The sequence below is a fragment of the Rhodanobacter panaciterrae genome (assembly GCF_014651895.1).
Taxonomy (GTDB): Bacteria; Pseudomonadota; Gammaproteobacteria; order Xanthomonadales; family Rhodanobacteraceae; genus Rhodanobacter; species Rhodanobacter panaciterrae.
This window is the reverse complement of the sequence record NZ_BMXT01000005.1, coordinates 72,036-92,935: the sequence shown is the minus strand read 5'-3', so window position 1 is coordinate 92,935 and position 20,900 is coordinate 72,036. Positions and strand designations below refer to the sequence as shown.

Below are 20,900 nucleotides of genomic sequence, written 5' to 3'. Positions count from 1 at the left end.
CGACGATGCCCGGCATGCCCCGCCCCACCTTCACTCGCTCCCTGCTGGCGCCGCGCCAATGGCCGGCATGGCTGGGCGTGGCCGTGGTCTGGCTGATCGCGCGACTGCCACAGGCCGCTTTGATGTGGTTGGGGCGCCGCCTTGGTGCGCTGGTATTGCGGATTCCTTCCGCCCGACGACATATCGCCGAGACCAATATCGCGCTGTGCTTCCCCGAGCTCGATGCCCGCGACCGCGCCGCGCTGGTCGACGCCAACCTGCGCGACATCGGCTTGATGATGGTGGAGTTTGCGCTGGGCTGGCTGGGCAGCGACCGCCGCATGGCCGAGATTCCAACCCGCATCGAAGGGCTGCAGCATCTGGAAGCCGCGCGCGCGCAGGGCAAGGGCGTGCTGCTGGTGGGCGGTCACTTCTCGCATCTGGAGCTGTGCGCGCGACTGGTCTCGCAACGCATCCGCATCGCCGGCATGTACCGGAAGATGGATTCGGCCGTGTTCGAGTGGGTCGTGTTGCGGGCACGCCTGCACTACGCCGCCGCGATGTTCGACAAGGACGATATCCGCGGCACGGTGAAGTACCTGCGCGGCGGCGGCACGCTGTGGTACGCCCCGGATCAGGACATGCGCAGCAAGGACAGCGTGTTCGTGCCGTTCTTCGGCGTGCCGGCGGCAACCATCACGGCGACCCACCATCTGGCGCGGATGTCCGGCGCCGTGGTGATCCCGTTCTTCCATCGTCGACTGCCCGATGGCCAGGGCTATGCCCTGCGGCTCGGTGCGCCGCTGGAAAACTTTCCGGGCACTGATGTGCTGGACGACACCGCCCGCGTCAACGCCTGCATCGAGCAGATGGTGCGCGAAGCACCCGAGCAGTATCTGTGGGTGCACAAGCGCTTCAAGACGCGGCCGGCGGACACCCTCCCGCCGTACTGAAGTCGACAGGTCGACGAAAGGCTGCCTGGTGTGAAATTGCACCAGTATTCGAAGGCCTGATCACCCCATGTCGACCCCACTCTGTCCGTCCTGGCCTTGCTTCGGTCAGCACGAGCACGCCCGCTTCAGCGAACCCGGCGCCATGGCCTGGACGCCACCGGCGCATCGTGAAGCACGGGGTACGGCATGAGCCGCGATACGCCGGCGACTGCCCTGCCGATCCTCACCTACCACAACATCGCGAACGCCCCGCGCGAGATCCGCCGCTGGCGCAGCCTGTACGTGAGCCCCGGTGCGTTTGCGCGGCAGATGTGGCTGTTGCGGCGGTTCGGCTACACCGGACTGTCCATGTCCGCCGCGATGCCTTACCTGCAGGGCGAGCGCAGCGGTCGCATCGCCATCATCACGCTGGACGATGGCTACGTGGACAACCTGGAGTCTGCGCTGCCGGTACTGCAGCGCTACGGCTTCAGCGCCACCTGTTATGTCGTCAGCGGCAGCATCGGGCAGTACAACCAGTGGGACGACGAAAAACTGGGTGTGCGCAAACCGTTGATGTCGGTGGAGCAGCTGCGCAGCTGGCAACGCGGCGGCATGGAGATCGGCGCACATACCCGCAACCATCCCCGGCTGACCCGATGCAGCGACGCGCAGTTGCACGACGAGATCCATGGCAGCAAGGCAACATTGGAAGATCACCTCGACGTACCGGTCACGCAATTCTGCTACCCATACGGCGATACCGATGATCGCGTGGCTGGCGTGGTGCGCGAAGCCGGCTTTGCCGCAGCCACCACCACGGCACGCGGCCGTGTCAGCGCCGGCATGGACTTGTGGCAGCTGCCGCGGGTGCAGATCGCGCGCCATCACCTGTTGCCACAGTTCGCCATGCGCGTGATGTCGGGTTACGAGGATCGCCGGGCGTGAAACTGCTCTTTGTCGGTACCAACCCCGAGAACACCGGGGCCGCCAGCCACTTCGTCGCCCTGGTGCAGGCGATGGCCGAAGCTGGGCATGAAGTCGGTGCGGTGGTCTATCCGGACGGCCTGATCTGGCAGGGGCTGGCGCAGTCCAATGTGCGTCTGTACAAGGCGAAGTTCCGCAATGTGCTCGACCTGCGCGGCTATGCCGCCGTCTTCAAGGCCGCGCGCGCGCTGAAACCCGACTGGCTGGTCGGCAACTTCGGCAAGGAATACTGGCCGCTGATCCTGGCCGGACGATTGCTGCGCGTGCCGGTGGCGCTGTTCCGCCATCGCACGCCGCCGATGAAGCGGTTTTCCGCCTATCTCATCCCGCGTCTGGCGCAGCGATTCCTGGCCGTCTCGAAGCACGCTCGTCAGGCCTATCTGGACCGCGGTGTCCCAGGCGATCTAGTGCGGGTGCTCTACAACCCGGTCAACATGGAGCTGTGCCAGCACAATCCGCAGCAGCGCAGCGAGATCCTGCGCTCGCTCGGCCTGGACGAGAACGCGATTGTGCTCGGCTATTCCGGGCGCATCCAGGGCGGCAAGGGCATCTCCCCCCTGTTCGAAGCGGCCGCAGCGGCGATGGCAGTGGAGCCCCGACTGCACTGCGTGTGGCTGGGCGACGGACCGGAGGCGCAGGCGCTGCGCAACCGCGCCGCTGCCCATCCGACTGTAGCCAGGCACCACTTCCTAGGCTGGATCCACGACGTCCATCCGTATTACAGCGCGTTCTCCATGCTGGCCTTTCCATCGGTAGCGACGGAAACGTTCGGCCGTGTCTCGGTCGAAGCACAAGCTGCCGGCGTTCCCGTGCTCGGCAGCGATATCGGCGGGATTCCCGAGACACTGGAAGCGGGCGTGACCGGTCTGCTGCTACCGCCAGGCGACGTGACGGCCTGGCGCGAGGCGATCCTGAAGCTGTGCGATCCATCCCTGCGGATATCGATGGGCGTGGCTGCACACCTCTACGTGCAACAGCATTTCAGCACGCGCGTGATCGCCGATACGTTCCAGCAGATATTGATCGACGGGTGACTCTCTTTGCGGGATCAGTCCCGCCGCTGCCGCGATTCGTACAACTTGGCGTATTTCAGGAACGCGTAGAACGCGTGGATTCGCGCCGCGATGAAACCGGCCCAGCCGGAACGCCAATGCCCGCGCAGCACGTAGTAACGCAGGAACGCCACCGTCGGGTAGACCACCATGCGCAGCCGCAACCACGTCACCTTGCGTCGAGCCAGATCGTCCAGCTGCATGCCGGAGTAGCGATTGGCCTTGGCCACGCGCCCGGCGATGTCGGGTTCGCCGTAGTGATCGATGACCACGTCGAGCACACCTACCGAGCCGTCCACCTGCACTTCTTCGTGCACCTCGTGATCGCTCATCCGCGCGCGCTGGCGGTCGAACAACCGCACGTAATGATTGAGCCGACTGCGCCGCGACTGCCAGCGCCAGAACTGCCACTCGCGCCGCCACAGCTGATAGCCCGCATGCACCGGCATCCGCAACGCCTGCTGCAGCAGCGCGGCGGCATCCGGTTCCAGCGACTCATCGGAGTCCAGCAGCAATACCCAGCGATGACTGGCCAGGTCGATCGCTGCCTGCTTCTGCGCGCTGTAGCCAGCGAACGGCTGGGTGTGGATGCGCGCGCCGTAGTGCGCGGCGATCGCCGTGGTGGCATCGGTCGAACCCGAGTCCAGCACCACGATCTCGTCGGCCCAGCTCACCCCGCGCAGGCAGGCATCAAGCGTGTCGGCATTGTCGAGCGTGGTCACCACCACCGACAGTGGTTCACGCTCGCTCATCGTCGCCCTCCACATACAACGCGGCGCACCACAAGCCGAGCAGCCAGGCGAACAACAACCCCCACCACGCCGAATAGAACGCCAGGTGGGTGTTCAACGGGAACAGCATCACGCCCAGCGCCAGGCTGACCGGAAAGGCCCGGGCACGTGCGGCCGCGCCCACGCGCCGCCAAGCACGCAGCGCCAGCACGACCGCAGCGAGCCACAGCAGCAAGCCGATCGCACCGGTTTCGGTGAGGATCTCCAGCGCCAGCTGATGCGCATGACAGGCGCCCTCGCCGACACCGCAGGCTTCTTCGGTAGCCACAAAATGATCATTCGCCGGCGCATAGCTTGGATAGGCATAGCGGAAGCCGCGCACGCCGACGCCATTGATCGGATGCGCCGCAATCATGCCCGCGCTGGCGTGCCAGATATCGAGCCGGCCACTGAGCGCGCTATCGATCGATTGGTTGGTGCCGTGCAGCGCCAGCAGGGTGAGCTGCATCCGATCCTGGAAGCGCGTGGAAGTTTTCCAGGCGATGCCGCCGGCCAATCCCAGCAGCACCGCCGCAACCACGCAGAACCCGGCAAAGCGCAGCGGCGAACGGGCCTCGCGCCAGGCAAAGCCCAGCGCCACCAGCGCGTAGCACAGCCACGCCGCACGCGAACCGGCCAACAGCACCGGCCCGAGTACCAACACGAAGGCGCACAGCAGACCCGGCAAACCCCAGCGTCGTCGTGCCGCCCACAGCGCAAACGGCGACAGCACCGCCAGGGTCGGGCCCAGCTTGAGATTGTCGGCGCCGAAAATGCCGGAGACGCGCTCGGCCTCGGCGTGACCGCCCAGGCTCCAGCCGGTCAACGCCTGCACCCACGCATCGGCACACCACAGCGCCAATACCAGTGCGACGGCTACATACAGCGCCTGCAACTTGTGCTCGCGCCGGATCGCGAAGCACGCATACAAGCCCAGCGGCGTGTAGCGCAACAGGGCGGCCACGGTGCTCCAGCTCTTGCCTGGCATGATCGCGTCGACGGCGGACAGCAGCGCCGCGCCAACATAGGCGGCCAGCAACCACAGCAACAGGCGCGCACCCGCATGCTCCCGCAGCGCGTGCCGGTTTCGCGCAAACAGCATGATCACGCCGAGCAGGCACAGGAACGTGCCCAGTTCCGAACTGCGCCCGAACGGCAGCAACGCAATCACCAACCAGAACGGCAGCAACGGGGAACCCAGTGCGGCCTTGAGTGAGGTACCGAAGGAATTCATGCGCGAACCGGAGCGAAAGTGGTCACGCATTGTAGGCGAGCGCAAACGTTCGCGGACCCGCAGCGGGCTCTCAGCCGCCAGCCACTTCGTCGTACAGCGCCAGGGTGGCCTGCTGCATGTCGATCAGGCGGTAACTCTGCAGCGGCGAAATCGGCGGCGCCACCCGCAGCAATTCGGCCGCGCGTTCAACCAGCCGCTCGCGATCGCCCGGCGGCACGCGACCAGCCGGATACAGTTCAGCCAGCAATTCGCCGACGCCGCCATGCGCATAGCCAAGCACCGGCCGGCACAGCGACAGCGCCTCGATCACGGTGCGCCCGAACGATTCGGGCTTGTTCGACAGCTGCAGCACCAGCGCCGATACCGCGTAGATGTCACGGATGTCGTGGCGCGGTGGCGTAAGCACGACCTGCGAGGTGACCCCGCGCAGGCGAATCAGCTCGTGCAGCTCGGCCACATACGCCTCCCGACCGGGTTCGATCACGCCCAGCAGCAGCAGGCGCGCCTCGATACCGCGGCGCTTGAGGTCGGCCAGCAGCTCGATCGCGTCGTGATGCCCCTTCAGGCGCGTGCCGCGCCCGGGAAGGGTGAGCAACGGCGCACCGGTCAGCGTCGGATATTCGGCAAAGAACGCCTTTTGCCAGGCGTCGTCAGGTCGGTGCCCATAGGGAAAATCAGCCGGGTCGATGCCACGCGGAATCACCCGCACCTTGACCGGCTCCAGCCACGGATAATGGCTCAGCACGAAATCGCGCATGGTCTGCGAGACCGCGATCACCCGTTCGCCACGCAGCAGGATCGCGCTGTAGCGTCCCGGTGAATTGAGCCCGTGCACGGTGGTGACGAAGTGCGGCTGCGGTGCCATCCCCTTCATCGCCCACCGACCCAGCCAGGCCGGCAAGCGCGAACGGGCGTGCACAATGTCCGGCTTCAGCTCGCGCAACACCCGCCGCAACGCGCCGAGCTGGCCCAGCGTACGCAGCGACTTGCGGCCCAGATCGAGCGTGATGTGCTCACTGCCTTCGGCCTGCAACTGCTCGACCAGTCGGCCGCCGGCCGAGATCACCACCGAACGGTGCCCGGCCTGCACCAGCGCCCGGGCAATCTCCAGCGCCGATCGCTCCGCGCCACCGGAATGCAGTGCGGGGATCAGTTGGACCACCGTCAGCAGCTTGGCAGGAACGGCAATGCTGGACATGAGCTCTGGGCTGGAGGCTTTCATTCTCTGAAGACAAGCAAAAATGGTGCCGCCAGCGGACCGAATGCCGCCAGAGGGTCAGTCGCGCAGCACGTAATGCGCGCCACAGTAGGCACAGGTTGATTCGCCGCCGTCATCGACGATTGGCAGATACACCTTCGGATGCGAGTTCCACAGCGCCATGCCGGGCATCGGGCACGACAGCGGCAGGTCGGCGCGCGTCACTTCGTAACGATTTTCGGCATTTGCCGGCACCAGCGGCAGCGTCGCGGAAAGAGAGGGCGACATCGGTGAACTCCAGACTGGACATCAAGCCGTAAATGGTAGCAGGCTGCAGCCTTCTGTCGGGGGACAGAGGGGGTAGCGCTGGGGAATCAGCCGCGGCATTCGGCCGACAGGTGGCTGCAGGCTTTGTCACGAAACGGGCACATCATCTTCAACCCGGCGCCGCGCACCGGGTCAACTGCAACTATTCGGGAGCAGATCATGGACTTCGGAAAAATCATCGAACGCGTCAAGGCCATCCTGACTACACCCAAGACCGAATGGCCCGTCGTTGCGACCGAGCCGGCCACGACCAGCAGCCTTTACGCTGGCTACATCGCGATCGTCGCCGCCTTTCCGATCATCGCCGGCTTCCTCAAGGGCAGTCTGATCGGCACCAGCTTCCTCGGCATCACCGTGCGCACGCCGATCGGCATGGGCATCGTCGGCATGGTGCTGCATTACGCGCTGACCCTGGGGCTGGCTTACGTGATGGCGCTGATCATCAATGCGCTGGCGCCCACCTTCGGCGGCCAGAAGGACATGGTGCAGGCGCTCAAGACCGTCGCCTACGCGTGGACCGCCAGCTGGATCGCCGGCATCGCGGTGATCGTGCCGTGGCTGGGCATGCTGGTCGCGATTGCCGGTGCCGTCTACGCCATCTACCTGCTGTATCTGGGCCTGCCGCACACGATGAAGTGCCCGGCGGAAAAAGCCGGTGGCTACACCGCAGTCAGCGTGATCATCGCGTTCGTGCTGAGCTGGATCATCGCGCTGATCGTCGGCGGCGTGATCGGCACCGCGATGATGGGTGGCGCGGCGATGAGCGGCATGCACATCACCGGCAGCAACGGTGACAACGGCAGCGTCACCGTCGACAGCAACAGCGCACTCGGCAAACTCGCCGCGATGGGCCAGCGCGCCGAACAGGCCAGCAAGGATATGGATGCCGCACAGAAATCCGGCGACAGCGCCGCGCAATCGGCCGCGATGGGCAAGATGCTGGGCGCGGTATCCGGCACCAACGGCAGCGTCGAGGCGCTCGCCCCGGATCAGATCAAGACCTTCCTGCCCGACAGCCTGGGCGGCCTCAAGCGGACCAGCATCTCGGCCCAGCGCAACAGCGCAATGGGCATGCAGGTGTCCGATGCCAGTGCCGAATACAGCAACGACAGCAATCAGCACATCACGCTGGAGGTTACCGACACCGGCGGCGCCAAGGGCTTCGTGGCGATGGCCGCCGCGATGGCGCCGGAAGACGCCGCGATGGCGCCGGAAGAGGAGAAGGAGACCGACCACGGCTATGACAAGACCCACACCGTCGACGGCAACATGGTGCACGAGGCATGGGATACCCAGTCCAAGTCCGGCGAGTACAGCGTCGTACTCGGCCAGCGTTTCACGGTCAAGGCGACCGGCAACGCGGACAGCATCGACCAGTTGAAGCAGGCAGTGTCCAGCGTCGACGTGAGCAAGCTGGAGTCGTTGAAAGATGCCGGTGTGAAGTCCAACTGACGCCGGCGCGCGACCCACAAAAAAAACCGCGCCGGTGACGGCGCGGTTTTTTTGTGGGCTGCGAAAGCTTACTGCGCTGCGTCGGCCTTCGGCACCGCGCCTTCCGTGGTGATGCGGATGGTGATCGCGTCGCTGACGTTGGGCACATAAGCACCGACACCGAAGTCAGAGCGCTTGATGCTGGCAGTGGCGTCGAAGCCGATTGCCTGCGCCTTGGTCATCGGATGCGGGCCGACCTTGTTCAACGTGGCGTCCAGCACCACCGTCTTGGTCACGCCATGCACGGTCAGGTCACCGGTGACCTTGAACTTGTGACCGCCCAGCGGCTGCACCTTGCTGCTCTTGAACGTCACCGTCGGGTACTTGTCGGCATCGAGGAAATCGGCTTCCTTCAGATGCTTGTCCAGTGCCGGCACATGCGTGTCGAGGTTGGCCAGCGGCAGGGTCACGTCCACGCTGGACTGGGCTGGATGCTGCTCGTCGAATACCAGGGTGCCCTCGCCCAGACCGAAGTCAGCGACGGGATTGGAATAGCCGAAGTGGTTCCAGCTGAACAGCACCATGGTGTGGCCCGGATCGAGCTTGTAGGTGACCGGCGCGGCCTGCACCGATACGGCGGCGCCGAGCAGGCCGGCGAGAACGAGATACTTCAATGCACGCATGAGGTGACTCCTTGGAAGAGGGGAAATGCTGGGGGTGCTTCAGGCAATCGTGCAGGCTTCGTCGAACGCAAGCCGGGGACTGCGCGGGAACAGATCGCGGCTGGCATCGCCGTAACCGATATTGATCAGGAAATTGGATTTGACCGCGCTGCCGGCAAAGAACGCCGCATCCACACCAGCCTGGTCATAACCGGACATCGGTCCGCAGTCGAGCCCGAGTGCGCGTGCCGCCATCAGCACATAGGCGCCCTGCAGGGTCGCATTGCGGAACGCAGTGGTGTCGATCATTGGCTGGTTGCCGACGAACCAGCTGCGCGCATCGGCGTGGGGGAACAACTTCGGCAGCCGTTCGTAGAACTCGTGGTCGGTGGCGATGATCGCGGTCACCGGCGCCACCATGGTCTTGGCGCGATTACCCTCGGACAAGAACGGCGCCAGCTTCGCCTTGGCTTCCTTCGATTTCACGAACACCACCCGCATCGGCGAGGAGTTCGCGCTGGTCGGCCCGAACTTGGCCAGCTCGTAGAGCTGATGCAGCTGCTCGTCGCTCACATCCTTCGGCAACCAGGCATTGAAGGTACGGGCGTTGCGGAACAACTGGTCGAGGCTGGCCTCGGAAAGCAACTCACTCATGGGTATCCTCTGCTGCATGGACGCGCCGACGATGGCGCCATAGCGTACAAGTGTATAGGCGGGCGTACGCCAACAGATGACGGCTGCGGGGAACGTACTGTGTTCATTCGGGAAACAATGCCACGGTGCCAGCGCCCATGCTGAAGCTGCATGGCGAATGCTGGGTGATCACCGACGCGGCCGCCGGCAATCAGCGTCAGGCACTGGCGCTGGCCGAGCCGCTGCAGATGCCGATCCGCCATCTGGTGCTGGAGCCGCACGCGCCATGGTCGTGGCTGGCGCCGCGCCTCACGCTCGGTGGCCAGCTCGCCCTGCCCGCCAGCCAGCGCGAACTGTTTGCGCCGCCGTGGCCCAGCGTGGCGATCGGTTGCGGTCGCGCGGCGGCGCTGTTCACCCGCCTGCTGCGTCGCCTGTCCGATCGTCAGTGCTACACCGTGCAGATCCTCGATCCGCGCATCGATCCGGCCCATTGGGATACGGTGATCGCGCCACAACACGACCGCATCGACGGCGCCAACGTGCTGCAACCGCTCGGCTCGCTGAATTCGGTGGACGATGCCTGGCTGGCCGACGGCCGCGAATCCTGCCCCAGCTTCGCCGAGCTGCCGCAGCCGCGCGTCGGCGTGCTGCTCGGCGGTCCGCGTCAGGGCATCGCGCTGGATGCCGAGTACGCCCGCCAACTGGCCGCACGCCTGCTGGAACGCCAGCGTCTCAAAGGCGGCAGCTTGCTGGTGCTGGCCTCGCGACGCACCTCGCCGGCGCTGATCGAGGTTTTTCGCCATGCCCTGAAAGGCGTGGCCGGCATGTTCTGGGCCGGTCGCGACGATGGCCGCAACCCGTATCCCGGCGTACTCGGCTGGGCCGATCGTCTCGTCGTCACGCCCGATTCGGTCAACATGCTCAGCGAGGCCTGCGCGGTCGGCTGCCCGGTGCAGACCTTCGTCACCGCGCCGCTGCCGGCGAAGATCGCGCGGTTTCATCAGGCATTGCGCGACGCCGGACGCTTGCACGATCTCGACAGCACGGCCACCGGTTCGTCTGTGCCGCTGCGCGAGACCACCAGCATCGCCGCCGAATTGCGCATGCGCATCCAGCAGCGGCAATCCCAGTCCGCCTCGAGCTGAACCCGCGGCGCCCGATCGGCAGCGAGAAACTTCCGCTCAGCCGAACGTGAATCCCAGCACGGCGGTAATCTCGCGCACGCTGCCGCACAGCTGTTCAAGTTCCGCATCGCGCGGCGCGACGCGCGGGCGCAGATCCAGCGTGCAGGCCAGCGCGCGTTGCAGCAGGTCGGCATGTGCCACGGTCAGGATCGCGGCCTGATCGGCATCGAGCCAACCGGCCGTGCGACAAGCTTCGATCAGGCCGGCGTTCGCGGTGACACCAAGCAGGTCCGGTCGCTGCGTCGCATGCGCCAGCACCAAGCCCTGCAGCGCGAATTCGATATCGAGCAGACCGCCGTGGCCCTGCTTGAGATCGAGCTGGCGCGCCTCGGAGCGGTCACGCTCGGCGCGCCAGCGTTGCCGCATGCTGCTGACGTCGGTCAGCACTGCGGAGAGTTCGCGCGGCACGGCCAGAATCTCACGCCGCACGTCGGCCAGCTCGCGGTTGAGTGCCGCATCGCCGGCCACCGGGCGCGCACGCAGCAAGGCCTGGTGCTCCCACGTCCACGCACGACTTTTCTGGTACGCGACAAACGCATCCAGGCTGCTGACCAGCAAGCCCTTGGAACCGTCGGGACGCAGTCGCGTATCGACCTCGTACAGACGGCCACCGCGGGTCAACAGGGTGAGCCAGTTCATTACCCGCTGGGCCAACCGCTGATACCAGCGCGAACCTTCAATCGGGCGCGCGCCGTCGCTTAACGCCTGCGCACGGCGACCATCGAAGACGAACACCAGATCCAGATCCGAGGCGAAGCCCAGCTCCTCGCCGCCCAGGCTGCCGTAACCGAGCACGCCGAAACCGGAACCCTCGCCGGGCAAGCGTCCGTGTTGGGCGATCAGCTCGCGTTCGGCCAGCGCCAGCACCGCACCCACCACCGACTCGGCCAGTGCGGCGAGCCTACGTGAAGTGGCGACCGCATCGGCGCGACCATCGTTGAAGGCGAGCCCTAGCCGGAACGCGGTGGACGCCTTGAACTCGTTGATCCGGTCGAGCTCGGCTTCCGCCTCGCGTTCGTCCAGCGTGGTCAGCACGCGGGCAATCTCGGCCGCGATATCGGCACGCTTGAACGGCAGTTGATCGATGCGTGGATCGAGTACGTCGTCCAGCAACAGCGGTTGTGCGATCACCCGCTCGGCCAGGAACGCACTTTCGCCGAACAGGCGTACCAGCCGCTTGCGTGCGGCCGGCTGTTCTTCCAGCAGCGCCAGATACGACGAACGCCGCGCCACCGCCTGCATCAACCGGCAAAGACGCAGCAGACTCGGAACCGGCGCGGGCGTCCCACGTGCGGCACTGAACAACTGCGGCATCAGATGATCGAGCCGCTCGCGCGAACGCGCGGACATCGCCCGCACCGGTGCGGCCTGCGGCAATTTCAGCAACGCATCAGCAAGTTCGGCACCAGGTACGAAACCGGAGGCTTCCAGCACAGCCGCATCGAGCGATTCGTCACAGGCCCGCTGCCACAACACCATGTCCGCGGCCGGCACGCTGGCCGCGCGACCGCCCTGCGGCATCAGCACGGCGGCAAATTCCTCGCTGACGATGGCGCGGTGTTTTGCCAGTGCCGTATCCAGCGTGTCCCAGTCGGGGTAGTCCAGGCTCAGCGCGATGCGCTCGCGGCTCAAAGCATCGTCGGGAATGTCGTGGGTCTGCGCATCGCGCAACATCTGCACGCGGTTTTCGACCCGGCGCAGCAACACGTAGGCCTCGCGCAACATCCGTGCGCGCGCGGCGGCAATGTGCCCGCGCGCCTCGCACGCAGTCAGTGCCGGCAACAGCCCGCGCACGCGCAGGCTGGGTTCGCGACCGCCGCGAATCAATTGGGTCAGCTGCACGATGAACTCGATTTCGCGGATGCCGCCGGGACCGAGCTTGAGGTTGTCGGCCAGATCCTTGCGCGCCACCTCCGCATCGATCAACGCCTTCATCTCGCGCAGGCCGGCGAACGCGGTGTAATCGAGGTACTTGCGGTAGACGAACGGCCGCAACAGTTCCTGCAGCTGCTTGCCGGCGGCGCGATCGCCCGCCACCGGCCGCGCCTTGATCCAGGCATAACGTTCCCAGTCACGACCCTCGCTCTGGTAGTACTGCTCCATCGCGGCAAACGACAGCGCCAGCCGACCGGCATTGCCGAACGGACGCAGGCGCAGGTCGACCCGCGCGCAGATGCCGTCCATGGTCGGCTCGTTCAACAGCCGCACCAGCTGGCGGCCAAGCCGGATGAAATATTCGCTGTTGTCGAGCGGACGAGCGCCGTCGGTCTGGCCGCCGTGCGGATAGGCCAGTACTAGATCGATGTCGGAGGAAAAATTCAGTTCGCTGCCACCGAGCTTGCCGAAGCCGATCACCAGCAGGCGTTGCCGCACGCCGTCGTGATTGCGGCTGTGGCCGTAACGCGTCGCCAACGCGTGTTCGGACCAGCCCAGTGCCACGTCCAGCAAGGCTTCGTACAGCACGCTGGTGGCGGACAACGTTTCCGGCAACTCGTCCAGCCCGTTCACATCACGAAACACCAGCCGCAGTGCCTCGGCGTGACGGAAGCGGCGCAGCGCGACCATGCAGGCGGCTTCGTCGTCAGGCAGTTTCAGCGCGTCGATGCGCGCGCTGGCATCGCTGCCGGAACGCAGCCGTTCCAGCCCCTGCGGCGCCAGCAGCTGCGGCTGGCGACACCACACGTCGAACGCGAAGTCACTGGCCAGCAGGGTACGCCGGATCCGTTCGGCCACGCCGGCGTCGTCGTGCAGCGGCACACCAGCGGCGCGGCAGCGGGCAGCAAGGTCGCCGTAGCGGTCGTCGATCAGCGCACGCAGCGCGGGAGATTCATGGGCAGGCATCGGACCATTGTGCCGTAAAGGACAGCTGACCGACCCGAGCTGGCATGCGCCATGAAGCTCGGTGCACCGACTCCGCCCAGGCGCGTTGATTAACCCGCGGACAAGCCCGAAACTCGCCGTTCGCCGCCTACACGCTGTTCATCTGCATCCCATTACATTCACGTGTCCATCCCATGACAGAAACTGCAGGACGGCCATGCCTCTGAGCCCCGCAAATCCGCCCGGCCGTTGGCACACACTGGCTCCACGTACTGCCTTGGTACTGCTGCTGGCACTGGCGTTCGTGCTGCTGACCGGCGTGGTGGATGGCGGCATGGGCGTCACTCCGTTGCGACTGCTCGATCAACCACGTTTCCCGCTGGCGAATGCGTGGCCCGGCCTGCTGCTGGCCGGCCTGCTGCTGGTGCTCAGCCGCCGGGTGCTGTTGTCGTTCGGGCTGGCGTTCCTGCTGCAAGGCTTGGTATACGGCGTCAACGTGTTGAAGGTGGCGAACCTCGGCACGCCGTTGCTGCCGGACGATTTCCGCATGGTCGGCCAGCTGCGCAAGGGCGGCATGCATCTGCTCGCCGGCTACCTGCCGCACAGTCCGTGGCCGTATCTGGGACTGCTGGCCGGGGTGGCCCTGATCGTCGCGATGTGGCACTTTGAGCCGCCGCTGTTCCCGCGGCGTACGCGCGGCAAACGGTTGTTCGCCGGTGGCGTTTTGACGCTTGTACTGATCAGCCTGCTGGCCGGCCTGCCCGCCTGGGGGAAAATCTACAACGGTCAGGTGCTGTGGCTGGAACCATGGTCGGCCTCGTCCACCAGCACGCATTCCGGCCTGCTCAGTTCGCTGATGATGTTTCGTCTGCAATACAGTCACGGCAAGCACAAGCCGGATCGCGTGGCCGCCACGCAATTGATCGAGCAGTCTGCGGCATCGCTGCAACAGTCCATGCAGATGCCGACGGCAAGCAGTCCGTTGCCCGACATCGTGGTGGTGCAGAGCGAATCGTTCTTCGATCCCGCCATCATGCGTGGCTACGAAACCAGCAACTTCGCGCCGAACCTGCGTCGCCTGGCTGCGCACGGCATCAGCGGCAAGCTGCATGTGCCGACCTTCGGCGGCGGCACCATCCGCACCGAATTCGAGGTGCTCACCGGGCTGTCGCTGCGCTACTTCGACAACCTGCAGTTTCCCTATCTGCAGATGAGTCACAAAGCCGTGCCCAGCCTGATGCACACGCTCAAGCGGCATGGCTACGAAACCATCGCACTGCACGGCAACGACCCGGCGTTCTGGAATCGCACCACCGCGTTCAAGTCGCTCGGCTTCGATCGCTTCGTGTCGCAGTCATCGTTCCCCGCCAATGCAGCGATGGACGGTAAATACATGGCCGACAGCGCGATGACCGACGAGATCATGCGCCAACTGAAGGATACCGGGCCGTCGCAATTCATCTTCGCCATCAGCATCGAGGCGCATGGCCCGTACGATGTCGAGCCTGCCAATGTCGCCGAACGCGATGCCATTCCCGTGCCCGACGGCATCACCGGCATGGACAAGCAAGAACTGCAGACCTACCTCTACCATCTGCAACATGCCGACGCCGAACTCGGTCGGTTGGTCGCATGGCTGGCCCAGCGCCATCGACCGAGCCTGGTGCTGTTCTATGGCGATCATCTGCCGGCACTGAGCAACAGTTATCAGATCACCGGCTTCATCGACGACAAGGACATGCTGTCGCAAGCCGGCACTTGGCTGCTGGTCGATCCGCACCAGCAGGGTCAGTCCGCGCAGGAGGACACCGCCGCATGGCTGCTGCCCGGCAAGCTGCTGGAACAGGCCGGCATCCACGATGATGCCTATTTCGCGCTGACCGGACTGATCGGCCCACAGCTCGCCGCACTGACCGCGGCCCCCGGCGCACCACCGCCTGACGAGGGCAGCGAGCAGCAGAGTGTTGACCAGGCCATGGCCAGCATCGATCAGCTGCGCATGGACGGCAAACTCGACAAACTCCTGCCAAAGCCCACCTCGCCGCCCAACGGCGGCACGGCCCACAACAGCGTCGAGCCGGCGCAACCACGAACGGCAACCGCGCTGCCGCGATGAACATGGCGGACGCCCAGACGTCCACCATGCATGCGCCTAGTGAAAGCCACGTTATCGCCACATAAGGATTCTGAGTGGCGATTCAGCGAGCTGTCTGCCAACTGAAGTGGGGACAAGCACGTTCATGTCGCAGTGGGGTGCTGACGCCTAGCGTCCATGCAGCGTTGGAGCCGGGTGCTTCAGCGCACCCCTCTCATCCGAAGGAAACATGTCATGCACAAGACCATGCTTGCCGCCCTCATCGTTGCCACCAGTGCGCTCAGCATTCCTGCCTTCGCCCAGGTCAACCTCGGTGGCGCTGCACACGTCGGCGCCGGCGTGAATGCCGGTGCGGCTGTGCCCAACGCCATGCATGCGGTCGATCAGACCGGCGCCCAGACCACACAGACTCTGCATCGTGCCGAGCACAAGACGAAGCACATGACGCACAAGACCGTCGACACGACCCGTTCCACTATCAACAACAGTGGTAGCGCCAATGCCGGCGTGAATGCCGGCGGCTCGGCCGGAGCTGGCGCAGGCGATACGCATGCCGACGCAAACGCCAATGTCGATGCCGGCGCAGGCATCGATACCGCCAACACCGCTGGCAAGGCTGGTGCAGCCGGTCAAGGCGTGGGTGGCGATGTACGCGACGCCGCACACTCGGCCATCCAGTCCACCGACCGCACCGCCGGCTCGGTCGGCGATGCCGTCAAGCAGACCGCCACCAGTCAATCGGTCGGCGCCGATGCCAAGGTGGATGCCAAGGCGGCTACGAACGGGCACTGATCTTCAATAGTTGGTCCGCGCAAGACCAGGCCTCGTGAGGAAACTCACGAGGCCTTTTGCTGAGTAGAAGGCATGCGCACGAACCTTCCACCGCGCAACGGTAAGCGGTAGCTGATGCACAAGACCAGGCATCGAGCTGGCCTTATTCTTTGGGCATGCCTGGTACACCTTCCTCACTCAAGTGGCTGATCAATAAGCAGACGCGATTTGCAGGTCAGATACTTCAGAAACAGGATCAGTTGATCCAGCTGCGCGAACAGATGGCCGTCTGCAAGAAAGAGATTGCTGGGCTACAGGCCAAGCAGCTGCAAATTGAGGCTGTCATGCGGATGCATGAGATCAAGCTCAATGCGCAGGAGCTGCGGCCGATCCGTCCTCATTCCCACCTATCCTTGCTTGGCCATGGCGGACTTACTCGCCTGATCTATGCGACATTGCGAGGATCTGAAAACGGTACGGCCACCACGAGGGACTTCGTGGCGGCCGTATCGGATGCATTGCCTGTCTGTTTAGACCCAGATCAGATGGAACGGGTGAAAGTGCGTGTCCGGGTAAGGCTCTGCATCATGGCGCAACGCGGAATGCTTACGAGGTCCCCTAACCGGGGGCCTTGCGAGCCGTGCTCCTGGCATCTTGCCACGGAGCGTCCACGGAACCCATGACGATCTCTGGACGCGGCTGCCGCAAGTGACGACGGCGATTCCCGCCGTGATAGCCGCGCCAATAACGAGAGTAGCCAGGGGCCAACAACCATGAGGCGAGTTGTTTGACCTTCTCGCGCTGAGTTCTCCTGCGATACGTCTCGCGCCAAGCATATTCATGTACATAGAAGGCCATGTACATTGGGCGAAAGCCGTGATGCACGCCGTACTCGCCCCTTCGAACCCGAGAAAAGAAACTCTCTGCGAGGTTTTCGTTGACGCCCTCGGGCGTTGAATACTCCACACTGTGATTGACAACAAAGTGTTCGAAGCAGCTACCCAGCTTGTTGTAGGCTGGATTTTCGTCGGTGAAGACCCTTGAACCCGGCTCGATATACTGCTGCGCCAGTGTCATCACATCGCTAGCGTTTTCCGAGCGGCACATGGCGACAACGACACGTCTGGCTCCTCCCAGCTGGGAATCGACCTCGACCATCGCGATCGCGACACGCTTGTTCTTTGCGCGCCGTTGATTACCTTTCGATTGAGGGTTGATCGAGCGGAGACGGCGCTTGACCTCGGTGGTTCCATGTACCGCAAGGACTGAGCCAGAAGTCGCCTTCATGCGCCGATTCGAGCGCCGGAACTTGCCACACACATGAATGCCGTCTACATGGATAGTGCCCGAAAGCTTCAACTGGCCTGGGCTGTCGGTGTTGTCCATGATGGCCTCGCGGATCTTCATGAGGTTTTGCTGGGAGCACTTTTCGACCATGCAGACCGCGTTGGACGTCGCGACTAACGTGCTGCCTTTGGGTGATGCTTCGGCGTGTATGAGGAGGCGAATGATCTTCCGGAAGGAGATCTTGTGGCTGTCGAACCGCGTCCCGCTGGTCACACTGAATGTATGACTGCAGCCAACATGCCTGCACCGCCACTGCCGACGTGAAGCAATGCGATAGTGACGATCCAGAACGCCGCAGCTGGGGCAGATTTGCTGACCTGGTGATAGCCACCGAAATTCAGCGAGCATCTGCTCGGCCTCATCCTCGGTGAAATACTGCGCTTCACGCGCGAAATCGCGGCGCGAAGCGCCGCGCACGGAATTACAACTCTTCTTAGCCATAGTGGGTTGCCTCTGGGCCACCTGGCTTCGAAGAGGCAAGACCTCTCCTTCCAGCCAGACAGCTAGTTCAGGTTTCCGGGCAAGGCCTTCCTAACACGCCGCTGGCGTATTGACATTGGATCATGGGAAGGTCACGATCGCGCTGCAGTCCTTGAACAGCTGCGCTTTTTCGAAGCCCGTAACCTTGCCAGAGGTGCGGGCTTCGTCGTTTTTGGCCGGGATGGTTTTGTTGCGTTGTTTCGACTCACTGGGTCGTGTAGCACCTCTTCGATAGAACGCTATGGCATCAGCCGGATACCGCGGTAGCAAGTAGATTCAAGGCACCTATAGCCTTCGCGTCTGAACTATCAGTTGAGCAGCGACCAGCGATTAAGATCGACTCGCGGAACTTAGCGGAACTCGTCTATAGCCACTGCGCAATTGCTCTTGGCATCCAAATCCTCTAAGTAGGTGGCGACTGCGCGCGCAGTAGCGAGCCACCCTCGTCTTCCCGGGATCTGGAACATGGGTAGCCCGAGCGCACCACGCAAACGCGCTTTTTGTATCGCCTGGACACTCGGGTACCGGAGCACGCCGGCCAGGTCGGCCAAACTCAATAGTTCGCCATATCGAGCCTTCAGGGCAGATTCCCGCGTTTGATCTATACCGAAGTGCTGATGAGCTTCGTGCTTCATAGCCTTGATACCGCTCGATCCTGTTCTGTCCTTTGCAGTATCGTTCAGCCTGACGCCGCCGTGGGCTGTCAAGTTCTGGCCGGCATTCGACCTCAAAGTTGACCGATGCAAGAAATCCTTCTTGAGCTGCTTGGCAAACCTTCGGGCAAGCCCTCATCGAGGCAATCGGCCTGGCGGCGACTTCGTGGAGCGGTATGGCTAGACCACGCACACTGGATTAGTGGCATGGAACTCAAAGCCTTCGCCGAGCGCTTTGTCCATCGAGGCCGAACGGAATCCAATTTGGTGACCAAGTGGAAGGCGGGGAGCACGCTTCCATCACGCTCCTCGGCAGTCATGCTCGAAAAGCACCTGCCCAGTACGCTGCATATGTTTGATCTCCCCCTATACGAACTTCTTGGCGATCGGGCGCTGCCTGCGCACCAAGTCGAAGACGTGATCACATCGCTTCGACAGAAGGTCGATATGGGTTGGGAATGGCGCTTCCCTGGTTCCCCGAGCGGCTACTACAACGCTCTTCCAAATGACTCATCGGCGCTTGCTTCGCGCGGCGACCTATGGGGATTTATCGCCATCGTCGCGCTGGTCCGGCAGGCGGAAATACAGGGCGACGAGCTGTCGCATCTGCTGCTTAGCATGGACATGTACCGAGCGCTTCCCGCAGCTCTAAAGCTTCCATGGATCGCCCCATCGACCGAGCTCCTCCAGGAGTGTGTGAACAGCGTACGTCGGCGAATGCCGATCTCCGCGGTCATGTACGACATTGACTGGCCCGTAATTGCTCGTCACGTGGCAGACCCAAATTATGAGCCGGGCTATGAGCGTCGGATTGATCCCGCTACGCGGAAAACGATCGAGTTCGAAGACCCGATCTTGGAGGCTAGGCTCATTCGAGGAAACCAGGCGCGGGCACAACGATGATCGAAGGAACCACCAAAAAGATCGCGGATATGCGCGCACCAACTAGTGATAGTGGAGTCCAGGCAGCGCCCCGGTCAGGCCGACCAGCGCTCCGCGTTAGCCCCTTACAGTCGCGAGGTCGTGCATGGGGACTTGGCTTCGCTGCCGTCGATCACTTCCACTCCCCAGCCGGGCAACGTACGCACCATTCGTCCCTGTTCGTCCTCGCCCTCATAGCCGCCTTCCGCGAACATTTTGGCCACGAACGCCTCGTTCACGTAAGGCTCTAAGAAGTCGCACATACCCGCGCGGGCTTCGTCCTCGTCGTCATAACCACCAGCGCGCAGGATAAATTCACCATCAGCTTCGATCACAAATCCCCATTGCCCATTGGGTACTTGGTAGAGTCTGCCGTCGTACTCGGGAGGCGGAATCACGGCAGTGTCGAATTTGTCGATATTCATGGCCGTCTCCAACAGGATATGCAAGGTGTTGCGCGTAACAATCATGACGTAAGAGGCAATGTTCCGCCTACCAAGATAGGGCAAATGCGGCGAAAAAGTCCGTTGATGTGATAAAAATTAGATGCTGGCAACGCCCGTCGGCCAGCAATCGGCAAGCCGCCTTCGTGCGTTAATCAATATCAGCGCAGTGTTCAGGCGTGACCGGAATCCGTAGCGGGAGCTAAACTTCAAACAAAGTATTGAGCTTCATCGCAGTCGTTCTGAGCAACCGTTGTTGATTGTCAATGCACACCGTGCAACCTATATGTTTGGTGGGCACATCTGGAGCTGCCACCCGGACTTGCAAAACGGAACCACTCGATACGGCGCTTCGATTGCCGCCGAAACCTGCACCGACTGGCCCCGAAAGATTCACGGCGGGATCGTCGCTATTGGGTAGCTGCCGAGAGAACCAATACGCGATGAAGATCGTCCTTGTGGATTTCGGTGGAAGATCAAACTTCTCCACGAATCGTGGTCTGATCGAGCCGTCGACTTGCGGAGCGTTTAGTATGTGCACAACGCAATCGAGCAGGTGCCTACTTGACCGGTTTGTCACCGTTACGGAGGCATTGTAGCCGCGGGCTGTATTGTTGCATACGAAATCTGGGGATCTCAGGTTGTTCCTAATGCCCAGTGCCAAAGGACGAAGCTCGCGATAGGCCTTGAAGTGGGAGACAAAAGCCAAATTGACGGCGAATGCTATCGCCACACCGACGGAAAAACAGATCGCCGCGTAAAATAGAACTTGGCTCCAACCCTGTCCAGCGCTGACTGAAAACCCTAGCTTTTGACCGACGTAGGCAAGCGCAGCCACGTTTACGATCGTGGCCCAGCCGAAAGCGGCGCTCAGCGCATCCCTAGCGGCAATTCCAAACCATAGGCCGCCAAAGGCACCCAAGAAATCGATGCGCGCCCAGATTCTATTTGCATCCATTGCAGGCCCCTCCCTCGAATTCA

The 20,900-nt window shown here is 63.4% G+C and carries 18 protein-coding genes; 8 read left to right on the top strand and 10 right to left on the bottom strand.

The window, feature by feature from the left end; all coding sequences use genetic code 11:
* The first annotated feature begins 14 nt into the window (after window positions 1-14).
* The 3 genes from lpxL to IE071_RS15345 all read left to right on the top strand — a co-directional run bounded on the left by lpxL (window position 15) and on the right by IE071_RS15345 (window position 2,932).
* Window positions 15-932: an LpxL/LpxP family Kdo(2)-lipid IV(A) lauroyl/palmitoleoyl acyltransferase gene (lpxL, locus tag IE071_RS15355; protein ID WP_229792939.1), complete on the top strand. Its 918-nt coding sequence runs from the start codon at window positions 15-17 to the stop codon at window positions 930-932.
* Between the two features lie 186 nt (window positions 933-1,118).
* Window positions 1,119-1,859: a polysaccharide deacetylase family protein gene (locus IE071_RS15350; protein WP_189442472.1), complete on the top strand. Its 741-nt coding sequence runs from the start codon at window positions 1,119-1,121 to the stop codon at window positions 1,857-1,859.
* Window positions 1,856-2,932 (top strand): glycosyltransferase family 4 protein, encoded by a 1,077-nt coding sequence (locus IE071_RS15345; RefSeq protein WP_189442471.1) that lies wholly within the window; start codon window positions 1,856-1,858, stop codon window positions 2,930-2,932. Before IE071_RS15350 ends, IE071_RS15345 begins: the two co-directional genes overlap by 4 nt.
* A gap of 14 nt (window positions 2,933-2,946) precedes the next feature.
* On the opposite strand, the gene IE071_RS15340 is transcribed toward IE071_RS15345, so the two are convergent.
* From IE071_RS15340 to IE071_RS15325, 4 genes are all read right to left on the bottom strand, one after another.
* Complete coding sequence (locus IE071_RS15340; RefSeq protein ID WP_189442470.1) at window positions 2,947-3,702, bottom strand: glycosyltransferase family 2 protein; 756 nt, start codon at window positions 3,700-3,702, stop codon at window positions 2,947-2,949.
* Window positions 3,689-4,954 (bottom strand): O-antigen ligase family protein, encoded by a 1,266-nt coding sequence (locus IE071_RS15335; protein ID WP_189442469.1) that lies wholly within the window; start codon window positions 4,952-4,954, stop codon window positions 3,689-3,691. The genes IE071_RS15340 and IE071_RS15335 overlap by 14 nt, the downstream gene beginning before the upstream one ends.
* A gap of 70 nt (window positions 4,955-5,024) precedes the next feature.
* Window positions 5,025-6,152, bottom strand: a complete 1,128-nt coding sequence (locus IE071_RS15330; RefSeq protein ID WP_189442468.1) for a glycosyltransferase — start codon at window positions 6,150-6,152, stop codon at window positions 5,025-5,027.
* Window positions 6,153-6,230: 78 nt separating this feature from the next.
* Window positions 6,231-6,440: a zinc-finger domain-containing protein gene (locus IE071_RS15325; RefSeq protein WP_189442467.1), complete on the bottom strand. Its 210-nt coding sequence runs from the start codon at window positions 6,438-6,440 to the stop codon at window positions 6,231-6,233.
* Window positions 6,441-6,638: 198 nt separating this feature from the next.
* On the opposite strand from IE071_RS15325, the gene IE071_RS15320 reads away from it, so the two are divergent.
* On the top strand, window positions 6,639-7,931 hold the full coding sequence (locus IE071_RS15320; protein WP_189442466.1) for a Yip1 family protein: 1,293 nt from the start codon (window positions 6,639-6,641) through the stop codon (window positions 7,929-7,931).
* Window positions 7,932-7,999: 68 nt separating this feature from the next.
* Here IE071_RS15320 and IE071_RS15315 read toward each other — a convergent pair whose 3' ends face one another.
* Both IE071_RS15315 and IE071_RS15310 read right to left on the bottom strand, forming a co-directional pair.
* A complete protein-coding gene (locus IE071_RS15315; RefSeq protein WP_189442465.1) occupies window positions 8,000-8,593 on the bottom strand; it encodes a YceI family protein in 594 nt (197 codons plus the stop codon).
* A gap of 39 nt (window positions 8,594-8,632) precedes the next feature.
* On the bottom strand, window positions 8,633-9,226 hold the full coding sequence (locus IE071_RS15310; protein ID WP_189442464.1) for a malonic semialdehyde reductase: 594 nt from the start codon (window positions 9,224-9,226) through the stop codon (window positions 8,633-8,635).
* Between the two features lie 137 nt (window positions 9,227-9,363).
* On the opposite strand from IE071_RS15310, the gene IE071_RS15305 reads away from it, so the two are divergent.
* On the top strand, window positions 9,364-10,350 hold the full coding sequence (locus IE071_RS15305) for a mitochondrial fission ELM1 family protein (protein WP_189442463.1): 987 nt from the start codon (window positions 9,364-9,366) through the stop codon (window positions 10,348-10,350).
* Window positions 10,351-10,386: 36 nt separating this feature from the next.
* On the opposite strand, the gene glnE is transcribed toward IE071_RS15305, so the two are convergent.
* The gene (glnE, locus tag IE071_RS15300) at window positions 10,387-13,230 is read right to left on the bottom strand and encodes a bifunctional [glutamate--ammonia ligase]-adenylyl-L-tyrosine phosphorylase/[glutamate--ammonia-ligase] adenylyltransferase (protein ID WP_189442462.1); all 2,844 of its coding nucleotides are present in this window, start codon (window positions 13,228-13,230) and stop codon (window positions 10,387-10,389) included.
* 196 nt (window positions 13,231-13,426) lie between these two features.
* On the opposite strand from glnE, the gene IE071_RS15295 reads away from it, so the two are divergent.
* Both IE071_RS15295 and IE071_RS15290 read left to right on the top strand, forming a co-directional pair.
* Window positions 13,427-15,325 (top strand): LTA synthase family protein, encoded by a 1,899-nt coding sequence (locus IE071_RS15295; RefSeq protein ID WP_189442461.1) that lies wholly within the window; start codon window positions 13,427-13,429, stop codon window positions 15,323-15,325.
* Window positions 15,326-15,538: 213 nt separating this feature from the next.
* Entirely contained in the window at window positions 15,539-16,096 is a 558-nt protein-coding gene (locus IE071_RS15290; RefSeq protein WP_189442460.1) for a hypothetical protein, read from the top strand.
* Window positions 16,097-16,693: 597 nt separating this feature from the next.
* Here the strand turns inward: IE071_RS15290 and IE071_RS15285 are convergent.
* Entirely contained in the window at window positions 16,694-17,863 is a 1,170-nt protein-coding gene (locus tag IE071_RS15285; RefSeq protein WP_189442459.1) for an IS1595 family transposase, read from the bottom strand.
* 899 nt (window positions 17,864-18,762) lie between these two features.
* Between IE071_RS15285 and IE071_RS15280 the strand changes: the two genes are divergently transcribed.
* Window positions 18,763-19,458: a hypothetical protein gene (locus IE071_RS15280; RefSeq protein ID WP_189442458.1), complete on the top strand. Its 696-nt coding sequence runs from the start codon at window positions 18,763-18,765 to the stop codon at window positions 19,456-19,458.
* Between the two features lie 104 nt (window positions 19,459-19,562).
* Here IE071_RS15280 and IE071_RS15275 read toward each other — a convergent pair whose 3' ends face one another.
* Window positions 19,563-19,901, bottom strand: coding sequence for a hypothetical protein (locus IE071_RS15275; RefSeq protein ID WP_189442457.1), 339 nt, complete (start codon window positions 19,899-19,901; stop codon window positions 19,563-19,565).
* Between the two features lie 220 nt (window positions 19,902-20,121).
* Window positions 20,122-20,877 carry a hypothetical protein gene (locus tag IE071_RS15270; protein WP_189442456.1) on the bottom strand — a complete coding sequence of 252 codons (756 nt, stop codon included), beginning with the start codon at window positions 20,875-20,877 and terminating at the stop codon, window positions 20,122-20,124.
* Between the last annotated feature and the right edge of the window lie 23 nt (window positions 20,878-20,900).

Bases quoted from the DNA above. Each gene is read 5' to 3' on its own strand.
- glnE (WP_189442462.1), bottom strand. From the start codon at position 13,230: ATGCCTGCCCATGAATCTCCCGCGCTGCGTGCGCTGATCGACGACCGC.
- IE071_RS15285 (WP_189442459.1), bottom strand. From the start codon at position 17,863: ATGGCTAAGAAGAGTTGTAATTCCGTGCGCGGCGCTTCGCGCCGCGAT.
- lpxL (WP_229792939.1), top strand. From the start codon at position 15: ATGCCCCGCCCCACCTTCACTCGCTCCCTGCTGGCGCCGCGCCAATGG.
- IE071_RS15295 (WP_189442461.1), top strand. From the start codon at position 13,427: ATGCCTCTGAGCCCCGCAAATCCGCCCGGCCGTTGGCACACACTGGCT.
- IE071_RS15310 (WP_189442464.1), bottom strand. From the start codon at position 9,226: ATGAGTGAGTTGCTTTCCGAGGCCAGCCTCGACCAGTTGTTCCGCAAC.
- IE071_RS15315 (WP_189442465.1), bottom strand. From the start codon at position 8,593: ATGCGTGCATTGAAGTATCTCGTTCTCGCCGGCCTGCTCGGCGCCGCC.
- IE071_RS15330 (WP_189442468.1), bottom strand. From the start codon at position 6,152: ATGTCCAGCATTGCCGTTCCTGCCAAGCTGCTGACGGTGGTCCAACTG.
- IE071_RS15335 (WP_189442469.1), bottom strand. From the start codon at position 4,954: ATGAATTCCTTCGGTACCTCACTCAAGGCCGCACTGGGTTCCCCGTTG.
- IE071_RS15275 (WP_189442457.1), bottom strand. From the start codon at position 19,901: ATGAATATCGACAAATTCGACACTGCCGTGATTCCGCCTCCCGAGTAC.
- IE071_RS15270 (WP_189442456.1), bottom strand. From the start codon at position 20,877: ATGGATGCAAATAGAATCTGGGCGCGCATCGATTTCTTGGGTGCCTTT.
- IE071_RS15290 (WP_189442460.1), top strand. From the start codon at position 15,539: ATGCACAAGACCATGCTTGCCGCCCTCATCGTTGCCACCAGTGCGCTC.
- IE071_RS15350 (WP_189442472.1), top strand. From the start codon at position 1,119: ATGAGCCGCGATACGCCGGCGACTGCCCTGCCGATCCTCACCTACCAC.
- IE071_RS15325 (WP_189442467.1), bottom strand. From the start codon at position 6,440: ATGTCGCCCTCTCTTTCCGCGACGCTGCCGCTGGTGCCGGCAAATGCC.
- IE071_RS15340 (WP_189442470.1), bottom strand. From the start codon at position 3,702: ATGAGCGAGCGTGAACCACTGTCGGTGGTGGTGACCACGCTCGACAAT.
- IE071_RS15305 (WP_189442463.1), top strand. From the start codon at position 9,364: ATGCTGAAGCTGCATGGCGAATGCTGGGTGATCACCGACGCGGCCGCC.
- IE071_RS15320 (WP_189442466.1), top strand. From the start codon at position 6,639: ATGGACTTCGGAAAAATCATCGAACGCGTCAAGGCCATCCTGACTACA.
- IE071_RS15280 (WP_189442458.1), top strand. From the start codon at position 18,763: ATGGAACTCAAAGCCTTCGCCGAGCGCTTTGTCCATCGAGGCCGAACG.